The 19,947-nt window shown below is 44.5% G+C and carries 21 protein-coding genes; 14 read left to right on the plus strand and 7 right to left on the minus strand.

Going from position 1 to position 19,947, the window contains the following annotated elements; all coding sequences use genetic code 11:
* The first annotated feature begins 1 nt into the window (after position 1).
* The 11 genes from pheA to ihfB all read left to right on the plus strand — a co-directional run bounded on the left by pheA (position 2) and on the right by ihfB (position 11,505).
* A complete protein-coding gene (pheA, locus tag SPL68_RS08410; RefSeq protein WP_323814645.1) occupies positions 2–1,111 on the plus strand; it encodes a prephenate dehydratase in 1,110 nt (369 codons plus the stop codon).
* A 6-nt stretch (positions 1,112–1,117) separates the two neighbouring features.
* Positions 1,118–2,026, plus strand: a complete 909-nt coding sequence (locus SPL68_RS08415) for a prephenate dehydrogenase/arogenate dehydrogenase family protein (RefSeq protein ID WP_323814646.1) — start codon at positions 1,118–1,120, stop codon at positions 2,024–2,026.
* Between the two features lie 140 nt (positions 2,027–2,166).
* Complete coding sequence (cysD, locus tag SPL68_RS08420; RefSeq protein ID WP_078042741.1) at positions 2,167–3,075, plus strand: sulfate adenylyltransferase subunit CysD; 909 nt, start codon at positions 2,167–2,169, stop codon at positions 3,073–3,075.
* A gap of 54 nt (positions 3,076–3,129) precedes the next feature.
* Positions 3,130–4,548: a sulfate adenylyltransferase subunit CysN gene (gene cysN, locus SPL68_RS08425; protein ID WP_323814647.1), complete on the plus strand. Its 1,419-nt coding sequence runs from the start codon at positions 3,130–3,132 to the stop codon at positions 4,546–4,548.
* A 171-nt stretch (positions 4,549–4,719) separates the two neighbouring features.
* Positions 4,720–5,037, plus strand: a complete 318-nt coding sequence (locus tag SPL68_RS08430; RefSeq protein ID WP_323814648.1) for a ComEA family DNA-binding protein — start codon at positions 4,720–4,722, stop codon at positions 5,035–5,037.
* Between the two features lie 104 nt (positions 5,038–5,141).
* A complete protein-coding gene (gene pyrF, locus SPL68_RS08435; protein WP_323814649.1) occupies positions 5,142–5,843 on the plus strand; it encodes an orotidine-5'-phosphate decarboxylase in 702 nt (233 codons plus the stop codon).
* Positions 5,844–5,880: 37 nt separating this feature from the next.
* Entirely contained in the window at positions 5,881–6,552 is a 672-nt protein-coding gene (cmk, locus tag SPL68_RS08440; protein WP_323814650.1) for a (d)CMP kinase, read from the plus strand.
* Between the two features lie 141 nt (positions 6,553–6,693).
* Positions 6,694–7,587, plus strand: coding sequence for a UTP--glucose-1-phosphate uridylyltransferase GalU (galU, locus tag SPL68_RS08445; protein WP_323814651.1), 894 nt, complete (start codon positions 6,694–6,696; stop codon positions 7,585–7,587).
* A 61-nt stretch (positions 7,588–7,648) separates the two neighbouring features.
* Entirely contained in the window at positions 7,649–9,067 is a 1,419-nt protein-coding gene (locus SPL68_RS08450) for a mannose-1-phosphate guanylyltransferase/mannose-6-phosphate isomerase (protein WP_323814652.1), read from the plus strand.
* A 335-nt stretch (positions 9,068–9,402) separates the two neighbouring features.
* Positions 9,403–11,082: a 30S ribosomal protein S1 gene (rpsA, locus tag SPL68_RS08455; protein WP_323814963.1), complete on the plus strand. Its 1,680-nt coding sequence runs from the start codon at positions 9,403–9,405 to the stop codon at positions 11,080–11,082.
* Positions 11,083–11,211: 129 nt separating this feature from the next.
* Positions 11,212–11,505 carry an integration host factor subunit beta gene (ihfB, locus tag SPL68_RS08460; protein WP_323814653.1) on the plus strand — a complete coding sequence of 98 codons (294 nt, stop codon included), beginning with the start codon at positions 11,212–11,214 and terminating at the stop codon, positions 11,503–11,505.
* 60 nt (positions 11,506–11,565) lie between these two features.
* Here ihfB and SPL68_RS08465 read toward each other — a convergent pair whose 3' ends face one another.
* A complete protein-coding gene (locus tag SPL68_RS08465) occupies positions 11,566–12,819 on the minus strand; it encodes an MraY family glycosyltransferase (protein ID WP_323814654.1) in 1,254 nt (417 codons plus the stop codon).
* A 180-nt stretch (positions 12,820–12,999) separates the two neighbouring features.
* Here SPL68_RS08465 and SPL68_RS08470 point away from each other — a divergent pair, with 180 nt between their 5' ends.
* Positions 13,000–14,274, plus strand: coding sequence for an ammonium transporter (locus tag SPL68_RS08470; protein ID WP_323814964.1), 1,275 nt, complete (start codon positions 13,000–13,002; stop codon positions 14,272–14,274).
* A 78-nt stretch (positions 14,275–14,352) separates the two neighbouring features.
* Here the strand turns inward: SPL68_RS08470 and rlmB are convergent, their stop codons facing one another.
* The 6 genes from rlmB to SPL68_RS08500 are packed head-to-tail and all read right to left on the minus strand — an operon-like array spanning position 14,353 to position 18,368.
* Positions 14,353–15,126, minus strand: a complete 774-nt coding sequence (gene rlmB / locus SPL68_RS08475) for a 23S rRNA (guanosine(2251)-2'-O)-methyltransferase RlmB (RefSeq protein ID WP_323814655.1) — start codon at positions 15,124–15,126, stop codon at positions 14,353–14,355.
* Between the two features lie 36 nt (positions 15,127–15,162).
* Positions 15,163–15,936: a pyridoxine 5'-phosphate synthase gene (locus tag SPL68_RS08480; protein ID WP_323814656.1), complete on the minus strand. Its 774-nt coding sequence runs from the start codon at positions 15,934–15,936 to the stop codon at positions 15,163–15,165.
* Complete coding sequence (locus SPL68_RS08485) at positions 15,917–16,576, minus strand: peptidylprolyl isomerase (RefSeq protein WP_323814657.1); 660 nt, start codon at positions 16,574–16,576, stop codon at positions 15,917–15,919. The genes SPL68_RS08480 and SPL68_RS08485 overlap by 20 nt, the downstream gene beginning before the upstream one ends.
* Positions 16,577–16,586: 10 nt before the next feature.
* Complete coding sequence (locus SPL68_RS08490; protein WP_323814658.1) at positions 16,587–17,246, minus strand: TIGR04211 family SH3 domain-containing protein; 660 nt, start codon at positions 17,244–17,246, stop codon at positions 16,587–16,589.
* Positions 17,247–17,281: 35 nt separating this feature from the next.
* The gene (locus SPL68_RS08495; protein WP_323814659.1) at positions 17,282–17,581 is read right to left on the minus strand and encodes a YciI family protein; all 300 of its coding nucleotides are present in this window, start codon (positions 17,579–17,581) and stop codon (positions 17,282–17,284) included.
* Between the two features lie 49 nt (positions 17,582–17,630).
* Positions 17,631–18,368: a VC0807 family protein gene (locus tag SPL68_RS08500; protein ID WP_323814660.1), complete on the minus strand. Its 738-nt coding sequence runs from the start codon at positions 18,366–18,368 to the stop codon at positions 17,631–17,633.
* A 71-nt stretch (positions 18,369–18,439) separates the two neighbouring features.
* Here SPL68_RS08500 and SPL68_RS08505 point away from each other — a divergent pair, with 71 nt between their 5' ends.
* Positions 18,440–19,282 carry a PHP domain-containing protein gene (locus SPL68_RS08505; RefSeq protein WP_323814661.1) on the plus strand — a complete coding sequence of 281 codons (843 nt, stop codon included), beginning with the start codon at positions 18,440–18,442 and terminating at the stop codon, positions 19,280–19,282.
* Between the two features lie 23 nt (positions 19,283–19,305).
* Positions 19,306–19,932 (plus strand): L-threonylcarbamoyladenylate synthase, encoded by a 627-nt coding sequence (locus SPL68_RS08510; protein WP_323814662.1) that lies wholly within the window; start codon positions 19,306–19,308, stop codon positions 19,930–19,932.
* The last annotated feature ends 15 nt before the right edge of the window (positions 19,933–19,947 follow it).

Genomic DNA, 19,947 nt, shown 5'->3' on the forward strand with positions numbered 1-19,947 from the left:
GATGAGTATTGATCAAACTGAAGCAGAAAAGCTGCTTGCGCTGAGAAATAAAATTGATGCGATTGATGAAGATATCGCTCGATTAATCTCTGCTCGTGCCGAATGTGCACAACAAGTTGCCGATGTTAAAAAAGCCAGTCTGCCGGATGATGCCAAAATCCTGTTTTATCGCCCTGAGCGTGAAGCCCAGGTGTTACGCAAAGCAATGGAGCGTAACAATGGCCCGCTCAGCAACGAAGAAATGGCACGCCTGTTTCGTGAAATTATGTCCGCTTGTTTGGCGCTGGAAAATCCAATCAAGGTGGCGTACCTCGGGCCAGAAGGTACTTTTACCCAGCAAGCTTCGCTAAAGCATTTTGGTCACTCGGCCGTCGTGTTGCCGTTTTCTGCAATCGATGAGGTTTTTCGTGAAGTGGAAGCCGGAGCTGTGAATTACGGTGTGGTTCCAGTTGAGAACTCGACTGAAGGCGTTGTCAACCATACGCTTGATAACTTCATGGGCTCCAATCTGAAAATTTGTGGTGAAGTTGAATTGCGTATTCACCACAACCTGATGGTGTCGGATGTTACCAGCGTTAACAACATCACTCGCATCTATTCTCATTCCCAGTCACTGGCGCAATGCCGTAAATGGCTGGATGCGCATTACCCTAATGCTGAGCGTGTTGCTGTTAGCAGTAATGCTGAGGCGGCCAAGCGTCTCAAGGGTGAGTGGAACGCAGCTGCTATTGCTGGTTCTATGGCGGCAGAGCTCTACGGGTTGAAAATGATCGCCGAAAAAATCGAAGATCAACCGGACAACTCCACACGTTTTTTAATTATCGGTAAACAAGCTGTGCCGCAAAGCGGCGTAGATAAAACCTCTATTGTGGTGGCCACGCGCAATGAGCCGGGTGCGTTACATAAGTTATTGGAGCCGTTCCATCGCCATAATATTGATCTGACTCGCGTGGAAACGCGTCCATCGCGCACAGGAGCATGGACTTACGTGTTTTTTATCGATTTTGCCGGGCATGTCGATGAGCCGTTAATCAGCGATGTGATGAAAGAAGTGGCTGGCCGTTGCGCTGACTTGAAGTTGCTTGGCTCCTACCCCAAAGCGGTATTGTGATTGCTTATGTCCCAACCCTTGATCAATAAATTTGTTGTTGTTGGTATAGGTTTAATTGGCGGTAGTCTTGCGACCGCGTTAAAGCAGCGCAACGCCTGCACCGAAGTTATCGGTATTGCCCGTAAATCTGATACCTGTGTAGATGCTGTAAGTCACGGTGTTGTAGATCGCGCCTACACATCCTTGAGTGAAATTGCGGGTGAGTTGGGCGCTGGAGATATTGTTTTTATCGCTGTCCCAACGCTATCAGTTAAAACCGTTTTGGAAGAGATCAAGCAATACATTCCTGAAACGGTGACCATTACCGATGGCGCAAGTGTGAAGGGTAGTGTGCAGCGCGCAGCTGAAGCTGTGTTTGGCAATGTTCCTCCACAATTTGTACTGGGACATCCAATAGCAGGTTCGGAGAAGAGCGGTGTAACGGCTGCCAATCCTAATTTGTATGAAAACCACCGCGTAATTTTAACCCCACAGGAAAATACGTCTTCCCTGCATGCTGACTTGGTCACTCGTATGTGGCAAACAGTGGGTGCGGAGGTTTTGAACATGTCGGTTGAGGAACATGATCAGGTGCTGGGTGCAACCAGTCATTTGCCTCACGTAATCGCTTACTCGCTGGTTGATACACTTGCCGAGGATATTAAAAATCCTAATATTTTCAGATATGCGGCTGGTGGCTTTCGGGATTTCACACGCATAGCATCGAGCGATCCGGTGATGTGGCATGACATCATGCGTGCCAATAAAGCTGCAATTTTGCAGTCAATGGACTTGTTTATCGATAATCTATCTCGCCTGCGTAGCAGTATCGAGCATGAAGATAGCGACTACTTGTTAAATGTGTTTAGTCGTGCAAAAGAAGCTCGGGATGAGTTCACCTTGATGCTGGCCAAACGTCAGTCTGCACAAAAATAGCCTTATTGTGCGCATCCAAACTTACAGGAATATCCTTAGAAACATTTAATCATTAAACCTTGCGTTCAGGCTCTATATAATCGCTGCCGTTTTTAGGCTCGCGCTATCGCCAACTCCGTAATTAATCTGGTAACTATTGAATGTCAAATTACAACTTGACTCACCTCAAGCAGCTCGAAGCTGAAAGTATTCATATCATCCGTGAAGTGGCCGCTGAATTTGATAAGCCGGTCATGCTTTACTCAGTAGGTAAAGACTCTGCGGTAATGATGCATCTCACTATGAAAGCATTCTTTCCGGGCAAGCCGCCTTTTCCAATGCTGCATGTGGATACCACTTGGAAATTCCGCGAAATGATCGAGTTTCGTGATCAGCGTATAAAAGAGCTTGGATGGGATTTGATTGTTCACATCAATCAAGAAGGTGTGGATATGGGTGTTGGCCCTTTCACTCACGGCAGTGCGAAGCACACTGACATCATGAAAACCCAAGGTTTGAAGCAAGCATTGAACAAATATGGTTTTGATGCTGCTTTTGGTGGTGCTCGTCGCGATGAGGAAAAGTCTCGTGCGAAAGAGCGTGTTTATTCTTTCCGCGATAAGAACCATCGTTGGGATCCTAAGAATCAGCGCCCTGAGCTGTGGAATATTTATAACGGCCGTGTAGATAAAGGCGAAAGTATTCGTGTATTCCCTTTGTCTAACTGGACTGAATTGGATATTTGGCAATATATCCATTTGGAAAATATCCCCATTGTTCCGCTTTATTTTGCTGCAAAACGCCCGGTAGTTGAGCGCGATGGCACCTTGATTATGGTTGATGATGACCGTATGCCAATCGGCCCGAATGATAAAGTCGAAGAAAAAATGGTGCGCTTCCGCACGCTTGGTTGCTATCCGTTAACCGGTGCGGTTGAGTCTGAAGCGACCACCTTGCCGGAAATCATTCAGGAAATGTTGTTGACTACTACCTCTGAGCGTCAAGGCCGTGTCATTGATCACGACAGCTCTGGTTCCATGGAAAAGAAAAAGCAAGAAGGCTATTTCTAATTCCTTATTTCACAACAACGCTTATTACATCTTACTGATTGCAAAGAGACCTATATGAGTCATCAGTCCGAATTAATCGCGCAAGATATCAATGCCTATCTCGCGCAACATGAACAGAAAGAATTGCTGCGTTTTTTAACCTGCGGCAGTGTAGATGATGGAAAAAGCACCCTGATTGGACGTTTATTGCACGATTCAAAAATGATCTATGAAGATCAATTGGATGCAATTCGTTCCGACAGTGTCAAGCACGGAACCACTGGCGAGAAAATCGATTTGGCTTTGTTGGTTGATGGCCTACAAGCTGAGCGCGAACAGGGCATTACTATCGACGTTGCCTATCGCTATTTTTCTACTGCAAAGCGTAAATTTATTATTGCTGATACCCCAGGGCATGAGCAGTACACGCGCAATATGGCGACTGGTGCATCCACCTGTGATCTCGCGATTATTTTGATCGATGCTCGATATGGTGTTGTGACCCAAACGCGTCGCCACAGCTACATCGCATCTTTGCTTGGTATCAAGCATATCGTTGTTGCCGTGAACAAAATGGATTTGATGAATTTTGATCAAGCGGTGTTTGAAAAGATTAAGCAGGATTATTTGAGTTTCTCGGCGAAACTGGGAATGAGCAATGTGATGTTTGTTCCCATTTCTGCATTGGATGGCGATAACGTTGTAAATCGCTCAGAGCGTTCACCTTGGTATCAAGGCCAAACCTTGATGGAAATTTTTGAAACCGTACCTATTTCCGGTGATAAAAACTATTCGGATTTCCGCTTTCCCGTACAGTACGTCAATCGCCCAAACCTCAATTTTCGTGGTTTTTGCGGCAATGTGGCATCGGGTGTTGTTAAGGTTGGCGATGAGGTTCGCGTTCTTCCGTCTGGTAAAACCAGTCATGTTAAATCTATCGTGACCTATGACGGTGAATTACCAGAGGCTTTTTCTGGCCAAGCGGTGACATTAACGCTGACAACAGAAGTAGATGTCAGTCGCGGTGATATGTTGGTTCTGGCAAAAGATTTGGTGCCGCAATCAAACCATCTTAAAGCGCATGTCGTTTGGATGGCTGAAAAATCGGCATCTGCAGGTGGCGAATATCTATTTAAGTTCGCTAGTAAATCAGTGAATGGCGTAATTGAGTCTATTCACTATCGCGTGGATGTGAATACGCAAGAGCATTCATCTGTAACTCAACTGCAATTAAATGATATTGCAGTAGTTGATCTTCTATTAACTCAACCAGTTGTAGCTGACCAATATAATCACAACCGTGCTACTGGCGCATTTATTGTGATTGATCGTCTTACCAATATTACAGTTGGTGCGGGGATGGTTATTGAGCAGTTGGAGCAGAAAGAGACTGCAGCCTCAAATTTCAGTGAGTTTGAGTTGGAGTTAAATGCCTTAATCCGTAAACATTTCCCGCATTGGGGAGCGACGGATTTAAAAGCATTGCTCAAATAAGTTTATAGCTCTTCAAAGTCCCGATTATTCGGGGCTTTTTATTTTGTTTGTAGGAGATATCGCACAATCGATTTGGCAGTTGTCGGCTGGATGACAGCAGGTAATTCATTTTATTCTTCTTGGGTGCGCATAGAAGCGTACGTTTTCTTATAACTTACCAAGGAGCGTTAAATGAAATTTTTCCTTTCTTTTTTATCTTTTGTCATCTTGTCGTTTGGTACTTCCTCTTTAGCATTTTCAGCTGATGTATCTGCAGCCAAACCTTCGGCAGCGAAAGCAGAATCTGTTGCACATCAAGAAGGCATTAATATTAATACTGCAGATGTGCAGGAATTGACCAAGTTAAAAGGTGTGGGCGAAAAGAAGGCAGAGGCGATTGTTGCTTGGCGCAAGGAAAATGGAAACTTTAAAACAGTTGAGCAGCTGTTGGAGGTTAAAGGAATAGGGGAGGCGACTCTCGCCGCAAACCGGGAAAATATCCGCATTTAACATTTTGGCTGCACCTACAGCTGTTAATGAATTTTGCGGTAATTTTTGTTTTAATGAGAGCCCGAGCTTAATGCTCGGGCTTTTCTTTTTATGAGGTTTACAAAATGTCTGCACTGGGTCCACGAATTGTCGTTGCAATGGATTTTGATAATGCTGATCAATGCTTGGCGATGGCAAGGCAACTATCTCCCTCTGATTGTCGCCTTAAGGTCGGCAAAGAGCTTTTTACTGCATGTGGCCCCAAAATAGTTGAGCAATTAATGGTAATGGGGTTTGAGGTTTTTCTCGACCTTAAATTTCACGATATTCCTAATACAACGAGCAAAGCGGTAAAGGCAGCTGCAGAGCTGGGTGTATGGATGGTGAATGTCCACGCATCTGGCGGAGAGCGTATGATGCTTGCCGCGCGCGAGACTTTGGCGCGCCGATCCGGAAAATCTCCATTGTTAATAGCAGTAACCGTTCTTACCAGTATGGAAGCTAATGATTTATCAGGTATTGGTATTGCATGCTCGCCAGAAGAGCAGGTTATGAAACTGGCTACGCTTACTAAAAATTGCGGGCTGGATGGAATAGTCTGTTCTGCTCAAGAGGCGCCTTTAATGCGCTCCGCGTTTGGCAATGATTTTTGTTTAGTGACACCCGGTATTCGCTTAAATACATCACCAGTTGATGATCAGCGTCGCACCTTGACACCTGCAGCTGCGGTTGCAGCTGGTAGTAGCTACTTGGTTATTGGCAGGCCAATAACTCAGGCGTCAAGTCCTGCTGATGTGTGCAAAGCTATTATTGAAACATTGGGTTAGACCCGGCCCTGCACTTTTTATTTTGGATGCTTTTTTAATGAATAACTCCGCCCCAATTGTTATCACCATTGATGGGCCAAGTGGCTCAGGCAAGGGAACGCTTAGTCAAATGTTGGCTCGCCATCTCAACTACCATTTGCTGGATAGTGGTGCGCTTTATCGTCTCGTTGCACTGGCAGCGATTAAAAAAGGAGTCAACTTGGATGATGAGCAAGCCGTAAGTGAGATCGCGCTCACTCTAGATGTCATGTTTAGCCTTGATACTGAACAGTCGGCACAAATTCTGCTTAATGGTGAAAGAGTGACAGACGCAATTCGGATTGAATCAGTTGGTATGGCAGCCTCAAAGGTGGCAGCTTTTACAAAAGTGAGGGCTGCGCTGCTTGAGCGTCAGCGCGCATTTGCGGTTATGCCTGGTTTGGTGGCTGATGGTCGTGACATGGGAACAACAGTATTTCCAGGTGCACAAAAGAAATTATTTTTAACAGCAAGTCCAGAGGCGCGTGCAGATCGCCGCTACAAACAGCTTTCTGCAAAAGGCGAATCTGTAGATTTGGCTGAGTTAGTGAAAGATATTCGCGAGCGAGATGAACGTGACTCAAGTCGCGCAGTATCTCCACTTCGTCCTGCAGATGATGCAGTTGTCATCGATAGTACTTCAATGTCTATCGATGAGGTTTTTACAAAAATGCTTGTAGCAATTTCATAGCTGATTTTTTCATTGACTCTGTAAAAAAATGGTAAATATATTTCGTTAGTTTGCACAAAGTATTTTTATCGCTGCGATTTTAAACATGGACGCATTGGGGATTCCCAATAGTCAAAAAAATAAAACTCAACAGGTGTGATTATGCAAGTTAAAAAAGCTGTAATTCCGGTGGCTGGTCTTGGAACTCGTATGCTGCCCGCTACCAAGGCAATTCCTAAGGAAATGTTGCCTGTGGTTGATAAGCCATTGATTCAATATGTTATTGAGGAGGCAGCTGCAGCGGGGATCAAAGAAATTGTTCTGGTAACTCATGCGAGTAAAAACGCAATCGAAAACCATTTCGATACCAGCTTTGAGTTAGAGGCTCAGCTTGAGTCGCGCCTGAAACGCTCCTTGCTTGCAGAGGTTCGCTCAATTACCCCTGCGGGTCTTACCGTTATATCAGTTCGTCAGGCTGAGGCGAAAGGTTTGGGGCACGCAATCTTGTGCGCTAAATCGGTTGTCGGTGATGAGCCATTTGCTGTTTTGCTGCCGGATGTCATTGTGGATAACGCTGAATGTAACCTCAAACAGGATAATTTGGCTGGAATGACTAAACGCTTTCATGAAACTGGCAATAGTCAGATTTTGGTTGAGCAAGTTCCTCTTAAGCAAGTTGATCAGTATGGTGTTGTTGATTGCTCAGGAGTGGAAATTTCAGCTGGTCAAACCGCAGTGATTAAAGCAATGGTGGAAAAGCCTCCTGTAGATGAGGCGCCTTCAAACATGGCTATTGTTGGTCGCTATGTTCTGTCAAAAACCGTATGGGATTTGTTAGGAAAAACGTTGCCTGGTGCAGGTGGTGAAATTCAATTGACGGATGCTCTTGATAATCTTCTGGAGCAAGAGACTGTAGAAGCGTATCAGTTGGTGGGGCGTAGTCATGATTGCGGGACGAAAATCGGCTATTTGATGGCTAATGTTATTTATGCAGAGCGTCACGCTGACGTAGGTAAAAAGTTTACTGCATTTATGAAAGATCGCTACAAGGCTTAAACGTTGCTGATTATTTTTATCAGCTTTATTGATGTAAAGCTTTGCATTTAAGGAGAGTCAATTGATTATTCCAGTAATTCTTGCCGGTGGTTCAGGGACTCGCTTGTGGCCCTTATCGAGAAAACATTATCCAAAACAATTACTGAAACTGTTTGGTGATAAAACGATGTTGCAGCAAACATTGCTGCGATTAAAAGGTATCTCTGAGTTGGCTCCACCTATTGTTGTTTGTAATGATGAGCATCGATTTATGGTGGCAGAGCAGCTGCACGAAATTGGGCAGAAAAATTCATCAATTATTCTTGAGCCGGTTGCACGAAATACTGCGCCGGCGCTAGCTTTGGCTGCTATTCATGCGCGTACTTTGGCTGAAAATCCCACTCTTTTGGTTCTTTCTGCTGACCATATGATTCGCGATGTTTCCGTATTTCAGTTGGCAGTATCGGATGCAATTAAGGCTGCCGAATCCGGGTATCTTGCTACATTCGGTGTTCAGCCAACATGTCCGGAAACTGGCTATGGATATATCAAAACGTTAAATAATTCCGATTCAAAAAATACAATTTTTTTTCCGGTGACAAAATTTGTAGAGAAGCCGGATCTTGCTACTGCAGAGCAATACCTCGCTGAGGGTTGTTATTACTGGAATAGTGGGATGTTTGTGTTTCAATCTGAGACTTTTTTGCATGAATTGCAGGAGCAGAGCCCTGATGTGGTTGTTGCGGCTGAGCAGGCCAAGATTTGGGCTGTTCAAGACTTGGATTTCATTCGTGTTGATAAAGAAGCTTTCTCTCAAGCGCCAAATATTTCTATTGATTATGCGCTCATGGAAAAGAGTCAGAATGTGGTTTGTGTTCCTCTCGATGCCGGTTGGAGTGATGTAGGAGACTGGAAATCATTTTGGGACCTATCGGACAAGGATGATACTGGCAATAGCTTGATTGGGGACAGTATTGATATTGGGTCAACCAACACGTTGGTTTTTTCCCAAGACAAGTTGGTAGCAACTTTGGGTGTTAATAACCTAATGATCATCAATACTCCGGATGCAGTTTTGATCGCTGACAAGTCTCAGGCGCAACAAGTTAAGTCAATTATCACTCAAATTGAAAAGCAAAATCGCTCTGAGCATTTGCAGCATAGAGAGATTTATCGCCCTTGGGGCTGCTACGATGCCATCGATAATGGCGATCGCTACCAAGTAAATCGTATCAGGGTAAAGCCTGGTGCAAGTTTGTCTCTGCAGGTCCATCACCATAGAGCTGAACACTGGATTGTTGTAAAAGGAACCGCGTTGGTCCAGAAGGGAGAGGAAACAATCTTGCTCTCAGAAAATGAGTCCACCTATATTCCTGTGGGGACCAAGCATCGCCTTAGCAATCCAGGAAAAATCCCCTTAGAGATTGTTGAGGTTCAGTCGGGGCCATACTTGCAGGATGATGATGTCATCCGTTATGAGGATAGCTACGGGCGCTCTTAAGGGTTTTGGATCCACCCTGAAATTTAAACTTTTGATTTATAAAGAATAATTTGTTTTGACGGGGCTCTTTTGGTCCCGTTTTTTTATCTGGAATTGGTGTTGTCTGCTTCTTGCTAGTTAATTGCTAACTTATTGAAAAATATAGGTGATTCTGCTAGCCTTGCGCACCTGCTAATGCTATGGGTGTAAAAGCCCTTCGTTTTAGTAGTGATGAAAACTGTCAAACCCAGCCTGAGGGAGTTTTCATCTCAATTTTAACTGACCCGTGTGACTGGCCATGCGGCAAAAGCCGATCAGCCTAATGATCTGGCTCTTTTATAGGTATCACCATGAGTATGACCGAAAGTTTTGCTGAATTATTTGAAGAAAGCCTGAAAACCGTTGATATGGTTCCAGGTACCATCGTTACTGGTGTAGTTATCGACATCGATAAAGATTGGGTTACTGTACACGCAGGTTTGAAATCTGAAGGTGTTATCCCCGCAGAACAATTCCGTAACGAACTGGGTGAGTTGAATCTCCAGATCGGCGACGAAGTTCAGGTTGCTTTGGAGAGCGTGGAAGATGGTTTCGGTGAGACCAAATTGTCCCGTGAAAAAGCCAAGCGCGCTGAAGCATGGAAAATTCTTGAAGCAGCACATGTTGCTGAAGAAGTTATCAAAGGTGTTATCAATGGTAAGGTCAAGGGTGGTTTCACCGTTGATGTTGCTGGTATCCGCGCCTTCCTTCCAGGTTCTTTGGTTGATGTTCGCCCTGTGCGCGAAACTACTCACCTTGAAGGAAAAGAGCTGGAATTCAAAGTTATCAAGCTCGACCAAAAGCGTAACAACGTAGTTGTTTCTCGTCGTGCTGTTCTTGAGCAAGCTAACTCTGTTGAGCGCGATGAGCTGTTGGCGACCCTGCAAGAAGGTCAAGCTGTTAAAGGTATCGTCAAGAACCTTACCGACTACGGCGCATTCGTTGATTTGGGTGGTGTAGACGGCTTGTTGCACATCACTGATATGGCTTGGAAGCGCATTAAGCATCCAGGTGAGATTGTAAATGTTGGCGATGAAATCGACGTTAAAGTATTGAAGTTTGATCGTGAGCGTAATCGTGTTTCTCTGGGCTTGAAGCAATTGGGTGAAGATCCTTGGATCGCTATCACCAAACGTTACCCAGAAGGTGCTCGCGTTAAAGCAAAAGTAACTAACCTGACTGATTATGGTTGTTTTGCTGAGCTGGAAGAAGGTGTTGAAGGTTTGATCCACGTTTCAGAAATGGATTGGACCAACAAAAACATTCATCCATCCAAAGTAGTTCAGCTGGGTGATGAAATCGAAGTTATGGTTTTGGATATCGACGAAGAGCGCCGTCGTATCTCTCTTGGTCTGAAGCAATGTCAAGAAAATCCATGGGATGCGTTTGCTCGTACCTGTGCGAAAGGCGACAAAATCAGCGGCAAGATCAAGTCAATCACTGACTTCGGTATCTTCATTGGTCTGGATGGCGGTATTGATGGTCTGGTTCACCTGTCAGACATCTCTTGGCATGAGGCAGGCGAAGAAGCTGTACGCAAGTACAAAAAAGGCGATGAACTGGAAACTGTGGTATTGGCCATTGATCCAGAGCGCGAGCGTATTTCTTTGGGTATCAAACAACTGGAAACCGATCCGTTCTCAGAGTATGTATCTGTGAATGATAAAGGGGCGGTTGTTAAAGGTATCGTTAAGGAAGTAGAAGCTAAAGCTGCTATTGTCACCTTGGCTGATGATGTTGAAGCAACTTTGAAGGCTTCTGAGTTGAGCCGTGAGAAAGTTGAAGATGCTCGCAATGTGCTGAAGGCTGGCGATGAAGTTGAAGCTAAGATTATTGCAGTAGATCGCAAAAATCGTAGCATCAGTCTGTCGGTGAAATCTAAAGATGTAGAAGAAGAAAAGACTGCTATGAAAGAACTTTCTAGCAAGCAATCTGATCAAGCTGCTCCTACCACTTTAGGTGACCTGATTAAAGCGCAAATGCAAAGTAAAGAGTAATCTTTATTAAAATTATCGGCCAGCATTCAGTGCTGGCCGATAATTGCTACACTGGGTATTACTGTTGTACGTGTTTGTTTGGTTGTCTGGTTTTACTGCTTGAATGTTTTTAATAACAGAGATCAGGTTATGACAAAGTCAGAATTGATTGAATACATTACTGAAAAACAAAATCAATTAACCATCAAAGATGTTGAAATGTCGGTCAAGCTGTTGCTTGATCATATGTCCGATATTCTGGCGTCCGGAGAGCGTATTGAAATTCGCGGCTTCGGTAGTTTTTCTCTTCATTATCGTGCTCCCCGCACAGGCAGAAACCCCAAGACTGGTGATGCGGTTGTTCTTGAGGGGAAGTATGTTCCTCACTTTAAGCCCGGCAAAGAAATGCGCGACAGGGTAAACGAAAGTATTTCCAAGGTATAAGCTCGGTTTTTTGCATGCATTAAGCTGGAAGGGTAATTAGGTCTGTGCGTGCTTGTTCTTTCAATTGGCCTTCTCTATTTTCCCTGCTTGTAATTTATGCGTTAGAAGCAATAAAGGTGTGTAGACCACGATCATTGCTAAAGCGGGGTTTAACTTATTTGTTGCTACCGCTATAGCTATCGGAAAAAGCCAGAATAAATTAATTGCTGTAATGGATAATGTTGTGAATGTGTGGGATCCAAATCTGGTTGCTACTTTTTGATAAGCGTGTGTTCTATGGGCTTGATGGACTGGCTGCTTGCTGAGAAAGCGATAAGCTAGTGTATAGCTTGCATCCGTAATAAAAACAGCAAGCATGATTAGCCATGCCAGAGTGAGTAAAAGATTCGTTTTGGCGCTGTGAATAATGAATAGTCCGAAAATAAAACCAAGAAAAAGGCTTCCTGAATCTCCCATAAATAGTTTCGCTTTAGGAAAATTCCAAAATAAAAACCCGCATGAACTCGCTGCAATAATGCTGAGTAAATAGGTCTCATCAGAATTGGTCAACAGCATCCAGTAGATGATGCCCATTCCGGCGCAAACACTAATTGCCTCTAATGCCGCCAATCCGTTGATGCCATCCATAAAGTTGTACAGATTTGTAATCCAGGTAGTAAGTAGTATTAAAAATATGGCTGCTAAAAGTTGCATGCCTGTTGGCAATTCAGTATTCATTCCAATTATTAAAGTGCCGCTTGCAGAAAGTAGGGCTTGTGTAATTAGGCGAATTCCAACTTTCAAATTTAGAAGGTCATCGCAGGTACCCAGCAGTGCCATTAGTACTGATAGCAATAACAGCCAGTAAGTTGTTACCGTGATAATAAGTCCAAAGTGCCATGCCAACAGTGAAGAAGCTATGACACCGCAAACCAAGGCTATGCCTCCACCTCGCGGTGTGGGGGTTTGGTGTGAACTGCGATGGTTTGGTGTGTCCAGCAAGCGTTGACCAAGAAAATTAATAATTAGTCGTGACAGGATCAGCGAGGTAAATAGCGCCAAGGCGCAAACAGTTAGCAGGTTAATCAAAGAGGAGCCCTTGGTGAAAGTTTCTGGAAGGATTGTATCGTAATTGTATGTTGATTGGCTTTTAGAGTGATGTGGTAAAAAATGGTGCGCATAAAACTTTAAGGTTTTATTTGTGGGCGCTTTAATTGAAATTTTGTGCTCTTTTTTTGCTATATCGTTGAAATATAAGAAATATAAATTAATGGTGCAAAATATGCTTACGTGCTCACGAAGGCGAAACTCTTCAAAAAATAGGATTTTATGCACCGATATTGCTCACACCTTGTTGGGAATTTGAGTTTATTTTGCGTTGGGTGCAAGTAATAAAATTTTATCGCGCCAAAAAAGAGCGTTTGCTCAATGAGAAAATCCATGAATTCATCATATAAAGGTCATTATGAGGGCAGAATGAAAAAGAAAGATTTAAAACGTTATTCATTGTTGGGGATGTTATTGGCTATTTGGAGTCAGGGTGCACTTGCGCAAGATGCGTCTTTAAATGAGGCCAATACAGCATGGGTTTTGACATCCACAGCTTTAGTTCTTTTCATGACATTGCCAGGCTTGGCATTATTTTATGGTGGCTTGGTTCGTGTAAAAAATATCTTATCGGTGTTGATGCAGTGTTTTGCTATTGCTTGCATAGTGTCAATTCTGTGGCTGATTGCTGGTTATAGCTTGGCTTTTGGCGAGGGTAATGCCTGGATTGGCGATCTCAGCATGCTATTCATGGCGAATATAACTGAGGGGGCTTTGGCAGGGGATATTCCTCTTAGTTTGCATGCTATGTATCAAATGACGTTTGCAATTATTACGCCTGCGCTGATTGTCGGTGCATTTGCTGAACGCATGAAGTTTTCATCTATGCTGATTTTTTCTGCGCTCTGGCTGTTTGCTGTTTATATTCCTGTTTGTCACTGGGTGTGGGCTGGATCTGGCTGGTTATTTGAAAAAGGCTTGTTGGATTTTGCTGGTGGTACTGTTGTGCATATCACAGCAGGAGTGGCTGCTCTCGTGGCTGCGGTTGTGATAGGTAAGCGCAATGGCTTTCCAGTCACGGCTATGCCTCCGCACAATATGACGATGACAGTAACCGGTGCCGGCATGCTCTGGGTTGGTTGGTTTGGTTTTAACGGTGGTAGTGCATTGGCGGCAAATGGCAATGCAGCAATGGCGATTTTAGTTACGCATATATCCGCTGCTGCAGGTGCTCTGGCTTGGATGGTGATTGAGTGGGTGCGCTTCAGAAAACCAAGTGCATTAGGCATTGTTACCGGTATGGTGGCTGGTTTGGGAACTATTACACCAGCATCTGGCTTTGTGGGGCCTGGCGGTGCATTGGTGATTGGTATTGCTGCAGGTGTGATTTGCTTTGTGATGACGCACTTGATAAAGCGCACGTGGAAGATTGATGATTCCTTGGATGTGTTTCCTGTTCATGGTGTTGGCGGTATTTTAGGTACCATTTTGGCTGGGATATTTGCTTCTACACAGTTAGGCGTATTCAGTGGCCAAGGTTTCGCCAGCGGCATTAATACAATGGCAGAACAATTAGGTGTGCAGCTATTAGGGGTTGTGGTTACCTTTGTTTATACCGCTGTTGTAACTTACCTTTTATTGAAAATTACTGGTGTATTTACTTCGGGCTTGCGCGTAACAGCTGAGGAGGAAAGCATTGGTTTGGACATCAGTTTGCATGAAGAGGATGGCTATAAGCTGTAAAGACTGCCAGCGGTTCTTAATAAAAAAATGAGGAGCTTTTGCTCCTCTTTTTTATTTGTGTAAAGCATGTTCAATGATTTATTTAAAGGCGATAAGTGCAGCTGTAACTGCGACATTTAACGATTCCACACCATTATTCATAGGTATGCAGACTTTTTCATTGCATATCTGCATTACTTCGCGTGAAACACCTTCAGACTCATTGCCGAGTACATAGATGCAAGATGCTTTAGGTGTAAATTTTTTTAGTTCAGTTGATGCATGAGAGGATAGGGCACAGACAATTGTCCCTGAGGATTTGAAGTCTGTAAGGGCTTGTGTCAAGTCTTTGCAGCGCAGCAAGGGGGCGCGAAATACCGTTCCAGCGCTGGCCTTAATCACAAGTGGATCAATTTGGGCGTTGCCTTTCTGTGGCAGCAAAATGCCATCAATACTTCCAGCGCATGCAGATCGAATAATCATTCCCAGGTTTTGTGGGTTTTGAACACCGTCGAGAGCTAGAAGGGTGTAATTCTCTTTTGTTTGCTCTGCAAGAAACTCATCATAAAGTTTGTAACCGCGCAATTGTAGATCAGCAGCTACTCCTTGATCTTGCGAAGCATTTTTGGATATGCGCGAGAGCGCTTGGCGGTCATGCTGAACAATTTCAGCGCCTTTCTTTTTTGCTAAAGAAATAATTTCATCAAGTATATCCGCCGATTTATTACTCTTGGCGAGATGCAGTCGATAAATGAGCGTTGCTGGATCTTGTAGTGCTTCAAGCACAGTCTTGCGCCCATACACGGTCATCAGCGAATCAAAGAAACGCTTTTTCTCCAAATATTCTGGGCTGTCATCGCGAGTTTTGTTCATGTGGAATCTTGAGTGGAGTGTTGGGTGAGTTGAAAATTATGCTGTGCAGAGTTTTTTGTATGCGGCTACGGCGTTTGGCATTCCCATAGCGATAGCATCTACAGTTAATGCATGGCCAATCGAGACCTCAAGCAGTGCTGGAACCTGACGAAAATGGGCGAGATTATCCAAGTTTAAATCGTGACCTGCATTAAGGCCTATTCCAATTGACTGGGCGTGAGTGGCGGCTGCGAAGTAGGTACCAAATAGGCTTTGAAAATTTGCATCATTATTTTTATACGCTTCTGCGTAGGGGCCTGTGTACAGTTCAATGCGATCAGCCCCTAATTCTTTGGCGAGACTAATTTGCTCAATGATTGGATCCATAAAAAGGCTGACTCTAACGCCTAAGTCTTGCAGCTCGTGAATTAAAGGACGAAGCTTTTTGCTTGCGATTTTTAAATCAAACCCGTGATCTGAAGTTAATTGATCATTGGAGTCGGGAACCAAAGTGCATTGGTGAGGGCGTACATCCTGAACCAATTTAATGAACCCAGGAAAGCTGCCAATCGACTCTGCGTAAGGGTTTCCCTCAATATTAAATTCAATGTTCGTATGAGATTTTACTAGTTCGCTAAGCTCATAAACATCATGTGGGCGAATGTGGCGTTGATCCGGGCGCGGATGAACCGTTAGTCCATCGGCACCTGCGGCAATACAAATCTCCCCGTGAGCAACTACGTTGGGGTAATTGCCGGGGCGGGAGTTTCTGATTAGCGCAATTTTATTTAAATTGACGCTGAGGGCGGTATCACTGTTGTTGTGACTCATTCATTGGTACCAGAGCATCTTTAAAGCTGGAAGGCTTTGGGGTATTTTGTGATTCGATTAAGGTGTTCAGCTCGCTTGCGTTAATGCGTGTTGCACTTAAAATGCGAACTGCATAGTTGGGCGCCTCAGGAAAAGCTTTAAACATTCCTGTAGGTTCTTTCGCAATTTTTTCAATCACCTCCATTCCTGCAACTACTTTTCCAAATACTGTATAGCCTGGTTTTGTTTCGGTTGCGTTTAGACCGGAGTTGTTTTGAAGGTTAACGTAAAACTGCGCGGTTGCGCTGTCTGGATCACTTTGGCGCGCCATGGCTACGCTTTTATAATCATTTTTTAAGCCATTTGTTGATTCATTAACAATTGGTTTGCGTGTTTCTTTTTCAGCAAAATCAAAAGTCATTCCGCCGCCCTGAACAACAAAGCCTGGAACAATGCGGTGAAATATTGTGCCGTCATAAAACTTTGAATCAACGTACCCAAGAAAGTTTTCTACAGTTTTGGGGGCTGATTTTGGGTAGGTTTCGATAACAACAGTTCCCAAATCTGTTTTTAGTGCCACTAAAGTATTTTCATTTGCTTGGGCAGCGGTATTGAAAATGAGGCTGATGCCGAGAAAAAGACCGATTAGTTTTTGCATCATGATTTTGTCCCTAGCGCCATTCTGACTTGCGTTTGCGACGGCCAAGCCCTTGCAAAAGGAATGACAGAATAACGCCACCCAGAATTAATCCACCTCCATAAACCCAATGATTAAAGCGGTCAGTATTTTTAAGCTTTTCATTCTCAGCTTTAAGTACATCTGCGTGGGTTTGTAATAGTTGGTTGTCTTTGAGCATGCGTTGATGCTCTTCTTCCAGGTTAAATGCAGTTGTTGCTGCTTGGCGCATATCTTCTGTATCTGCCAGCAATTGTTGATGTTCTTGTTGGATTTTTGCGAGCTGCTCTTTCAGTTGAGTGTTTTCAGCTTGCAGCGCGAGAGCGTCGCGTGAAGAGCTGGATAGCCCTGCAAGTTGCAATGCTGCTGTTGGTTTGTCGGTAATGTTTTGGCTGCGCACCCAGCCTTCAGTGCCTTCCGGTGTTACGACTAAAGACCAAAGGTTGTTGTCGCTGCCAGTTTCTTCGCGAATAACATTAAGTTTGGTTCCGCTCGCTACGCCTTGCTGCAAAATATTAGCGAGGGGATTTTTGTCACTGCGTACCGGGATGTAGATAACATCTGAGACATATTTGTCGGCGGCGATACTGGGCACGCTGGCGAGCCATAAGGTGGCGGTAGAGAGCGCGCAACCAAGCAAGAATATTTTTTTCACAATTGCTCCAATCCTTAACAATAAAAAGTAAAAGCTTAAGGTAAAACTTTTTTAAATGGTTTGACGGTTACTTTGGCGTAAACACCGGCAGCGATGTAAGGGTCTCCATCCGCCCATGTTTGCGCTTGTTCTAATGATTCAAATTCTGCGATTACTAGACTGCCGGTAAATCCTGCTTCGCCCGGATCATTATTGTCGATTGCAGGATGGGGGCCAGCAACGAAAAGTTTACCTTCATCGGTTAGCTGTTGCAGGCGTGCAAGATGTGCTGGGCGAGCTTGTTTTCGTTTTTCTAAACTGTTTGAAACATCTTCGCTGATAATTGCGTAAAGCATAGGTTGTTCTCAAATCAAATAAATTATTAATAAAAGTTGTAATAGAACATTAGCCTTCGCTGCCATCGTTGATCACTTCTTCTAATGTCAAATGAGTCAGAAGGCGAATGCTGCGAAAAACGTAAAACAGCGTTCCCATCATAATTAGCATCATAGGGAGAGCAATAACGGGATAGCTCAGTGCGGTCATCTTACCTAACTCCGCATTAAACTCGGCGGTTCCGGGTTGGCTGACCAAAATTATCTTGGCCAAAATGTAATTGAGTGCTGAGGATAAAAAGAACGAACCGGCAATTAAAAGTGATGCGTTGTTTAGTGTCCGCTCAAAGGGCTTTTGAGTGCCGTAGTGTTGCAGTGCATCGTCTACCTTTTGGATTTTTAATACTTTGTCGTTGTAAATAAACGTTTTAACGAGTGGGTAACGGGTTTTAATGGAGATAAGTGTTGCGATACCAAGAAGCCCCGGAATTGCTGCCTCTTTGATCGCAAAATATTTTGGATCCAAATGTAAAAGACTCAAGCCGCCAGTCAGTAATACGCTCACAACGCCAAGAGCAGAAAAAACATTCACTTTTTTGTTGATGAGAAAATCACGCAAGCCATAACTGATGGGAAATGCGAGTGCAATGATTAATCCCCAGGTCGCGCCTAAATATTCGTCCCCGCTGAGCTTGGTCAAAATCAGCGTTGGGATCACAATATTCATCAATAAATTGGCTAAAAAACTTTCCTTTTTTGGCTTGGGTTGGGAATTTGCAGGCTCAAGAGGTGGTTTTTCAGCTAACATGTTCACATTCTTTTCAGCGTTATTGTCGGTCATGACCAATCCTGGTGAGCTATTTATCGTTTGGAGTTCGAGTGATTTTTGATCTGCACTGCCACACACATTTTTCGGATGGGTTACTGAGCCCTGAAGCGGTGGTTGCTCGTGCAAAAGAGCGCGGGGTGTCCGTGCTGGCGATTACGGATCACGATACCATAGCTGCCCTTGGGATTGCACAAAAAGCCGCGTCCGATGTCGGCATCTCTTTGATCACTGGAATAGAATTTTCCAGTCAATGGGGCAGAGGTGGTGTGCATATCGTTGGCTTGGGTGTCGATATTAAATCTCCTGCGCTTATCGAAGCAGTGAAATTTCAGGAAGATGCCCGCAATGCTCGCGCCTTGGCGATTACCGATCGCTTATCCAAAGCTGGATTCCCCGGTGCCTTGCTCGGTGCCCAAGCAATAGCAGGCGAGGGCGCGCTAGGGCGGCCGCACTTTGCACAATATTTGGTTTCCATCGGAGCAGTAAAAAATATTAATGCCGCTTTTAAGAAGTATTTAGGAGCTGGGAAGCCGGCGGATGTGAAATATCAGTGGCCATTAATGGATCAAGTGATTGGCTGGATTCACGCCGCAGGTGGCGTGGCGGTATTAGCACATCCTGCCAAATACGAACTAACGCGAACCAAAATGTGTGCAATGGTTGATTCGTTTGTCGCCGCCGGTGGCGATGCAATCGAGGTAATCAGTGGGTTGCAACCTGCAGCAATGACAGAAGATTTATTGCGTATCGCCAATCAGCGCTCTTTGTATGCTTCCTGTGGATCGGACTTTCATGTACCAGATCAGCCTTGGCAAGAACTGGGTAATTTTGGTTGCTTGCCTACTACAGCAAAACCGGTCTGGGAATTGCTGGGATACGGTCAACAACATTAATAAAATGTATTTAAGGATTCCAAATGGCCCAGTTTTTTCAAATTCACGCCGAAAACCCGCAGCATCGCTTGGTCGTACAAGCGGTTGAGATTATCCGTAAGGGTGGGGTAGTGGTGTACCCAACCGATTCGGCTTATGCGCTGGGTTGTCATATTGGTGATAAGGATGCGCTGGAGCGCATTCGCACCCTGCGTAAACTCGATAAAAATCATAACTTTACGCTGATGTGTAGGGATCTTTCCGAGATTGCCACCTATGCGCGCGTTGATAATCAGGCATTTCGCTTGATCAAGAATCACACTCCAGGGGCGTACACTTTTATTCTTGAGGCGACCGCTGATGTTCCGCGCCGACTGCTTCATCCCAAGCGTAAAACCATCGGTTTGCGTGTACCGGACAATGCGATTGCGCTGGCGTTACTTGAGGAACTGGGTGAGCCCTTAATGACCAGCAGTTTGTTGATGCCGGGTGAAGAGTTCCCCATGACCGATCCTTACGACATTCGCGATACGCTTGAGCACTTTGTTGATCTGGTTATCGATGGCGGTTACTGCGGATTGGAGCCGACTACAGTGATTGATCTAACCGAAGATGTTCCGCAGCTATTGCGTCAAGGGAAAGGTGACTTCTCACCTTTTGATGCTAACTAATTGATCTATAAAGAA

It is taken from the genome of Cellvibrio chitinivorans (assembly GCF_035117775.1).
GTDB classification, from domain to species: Bacteria; Pseudomonadota; Gammaproteobacteria; order Pseudomonadales; family Cellvibrionaceae; genus Cellvibrio; species Cellvibrio chitinivorans.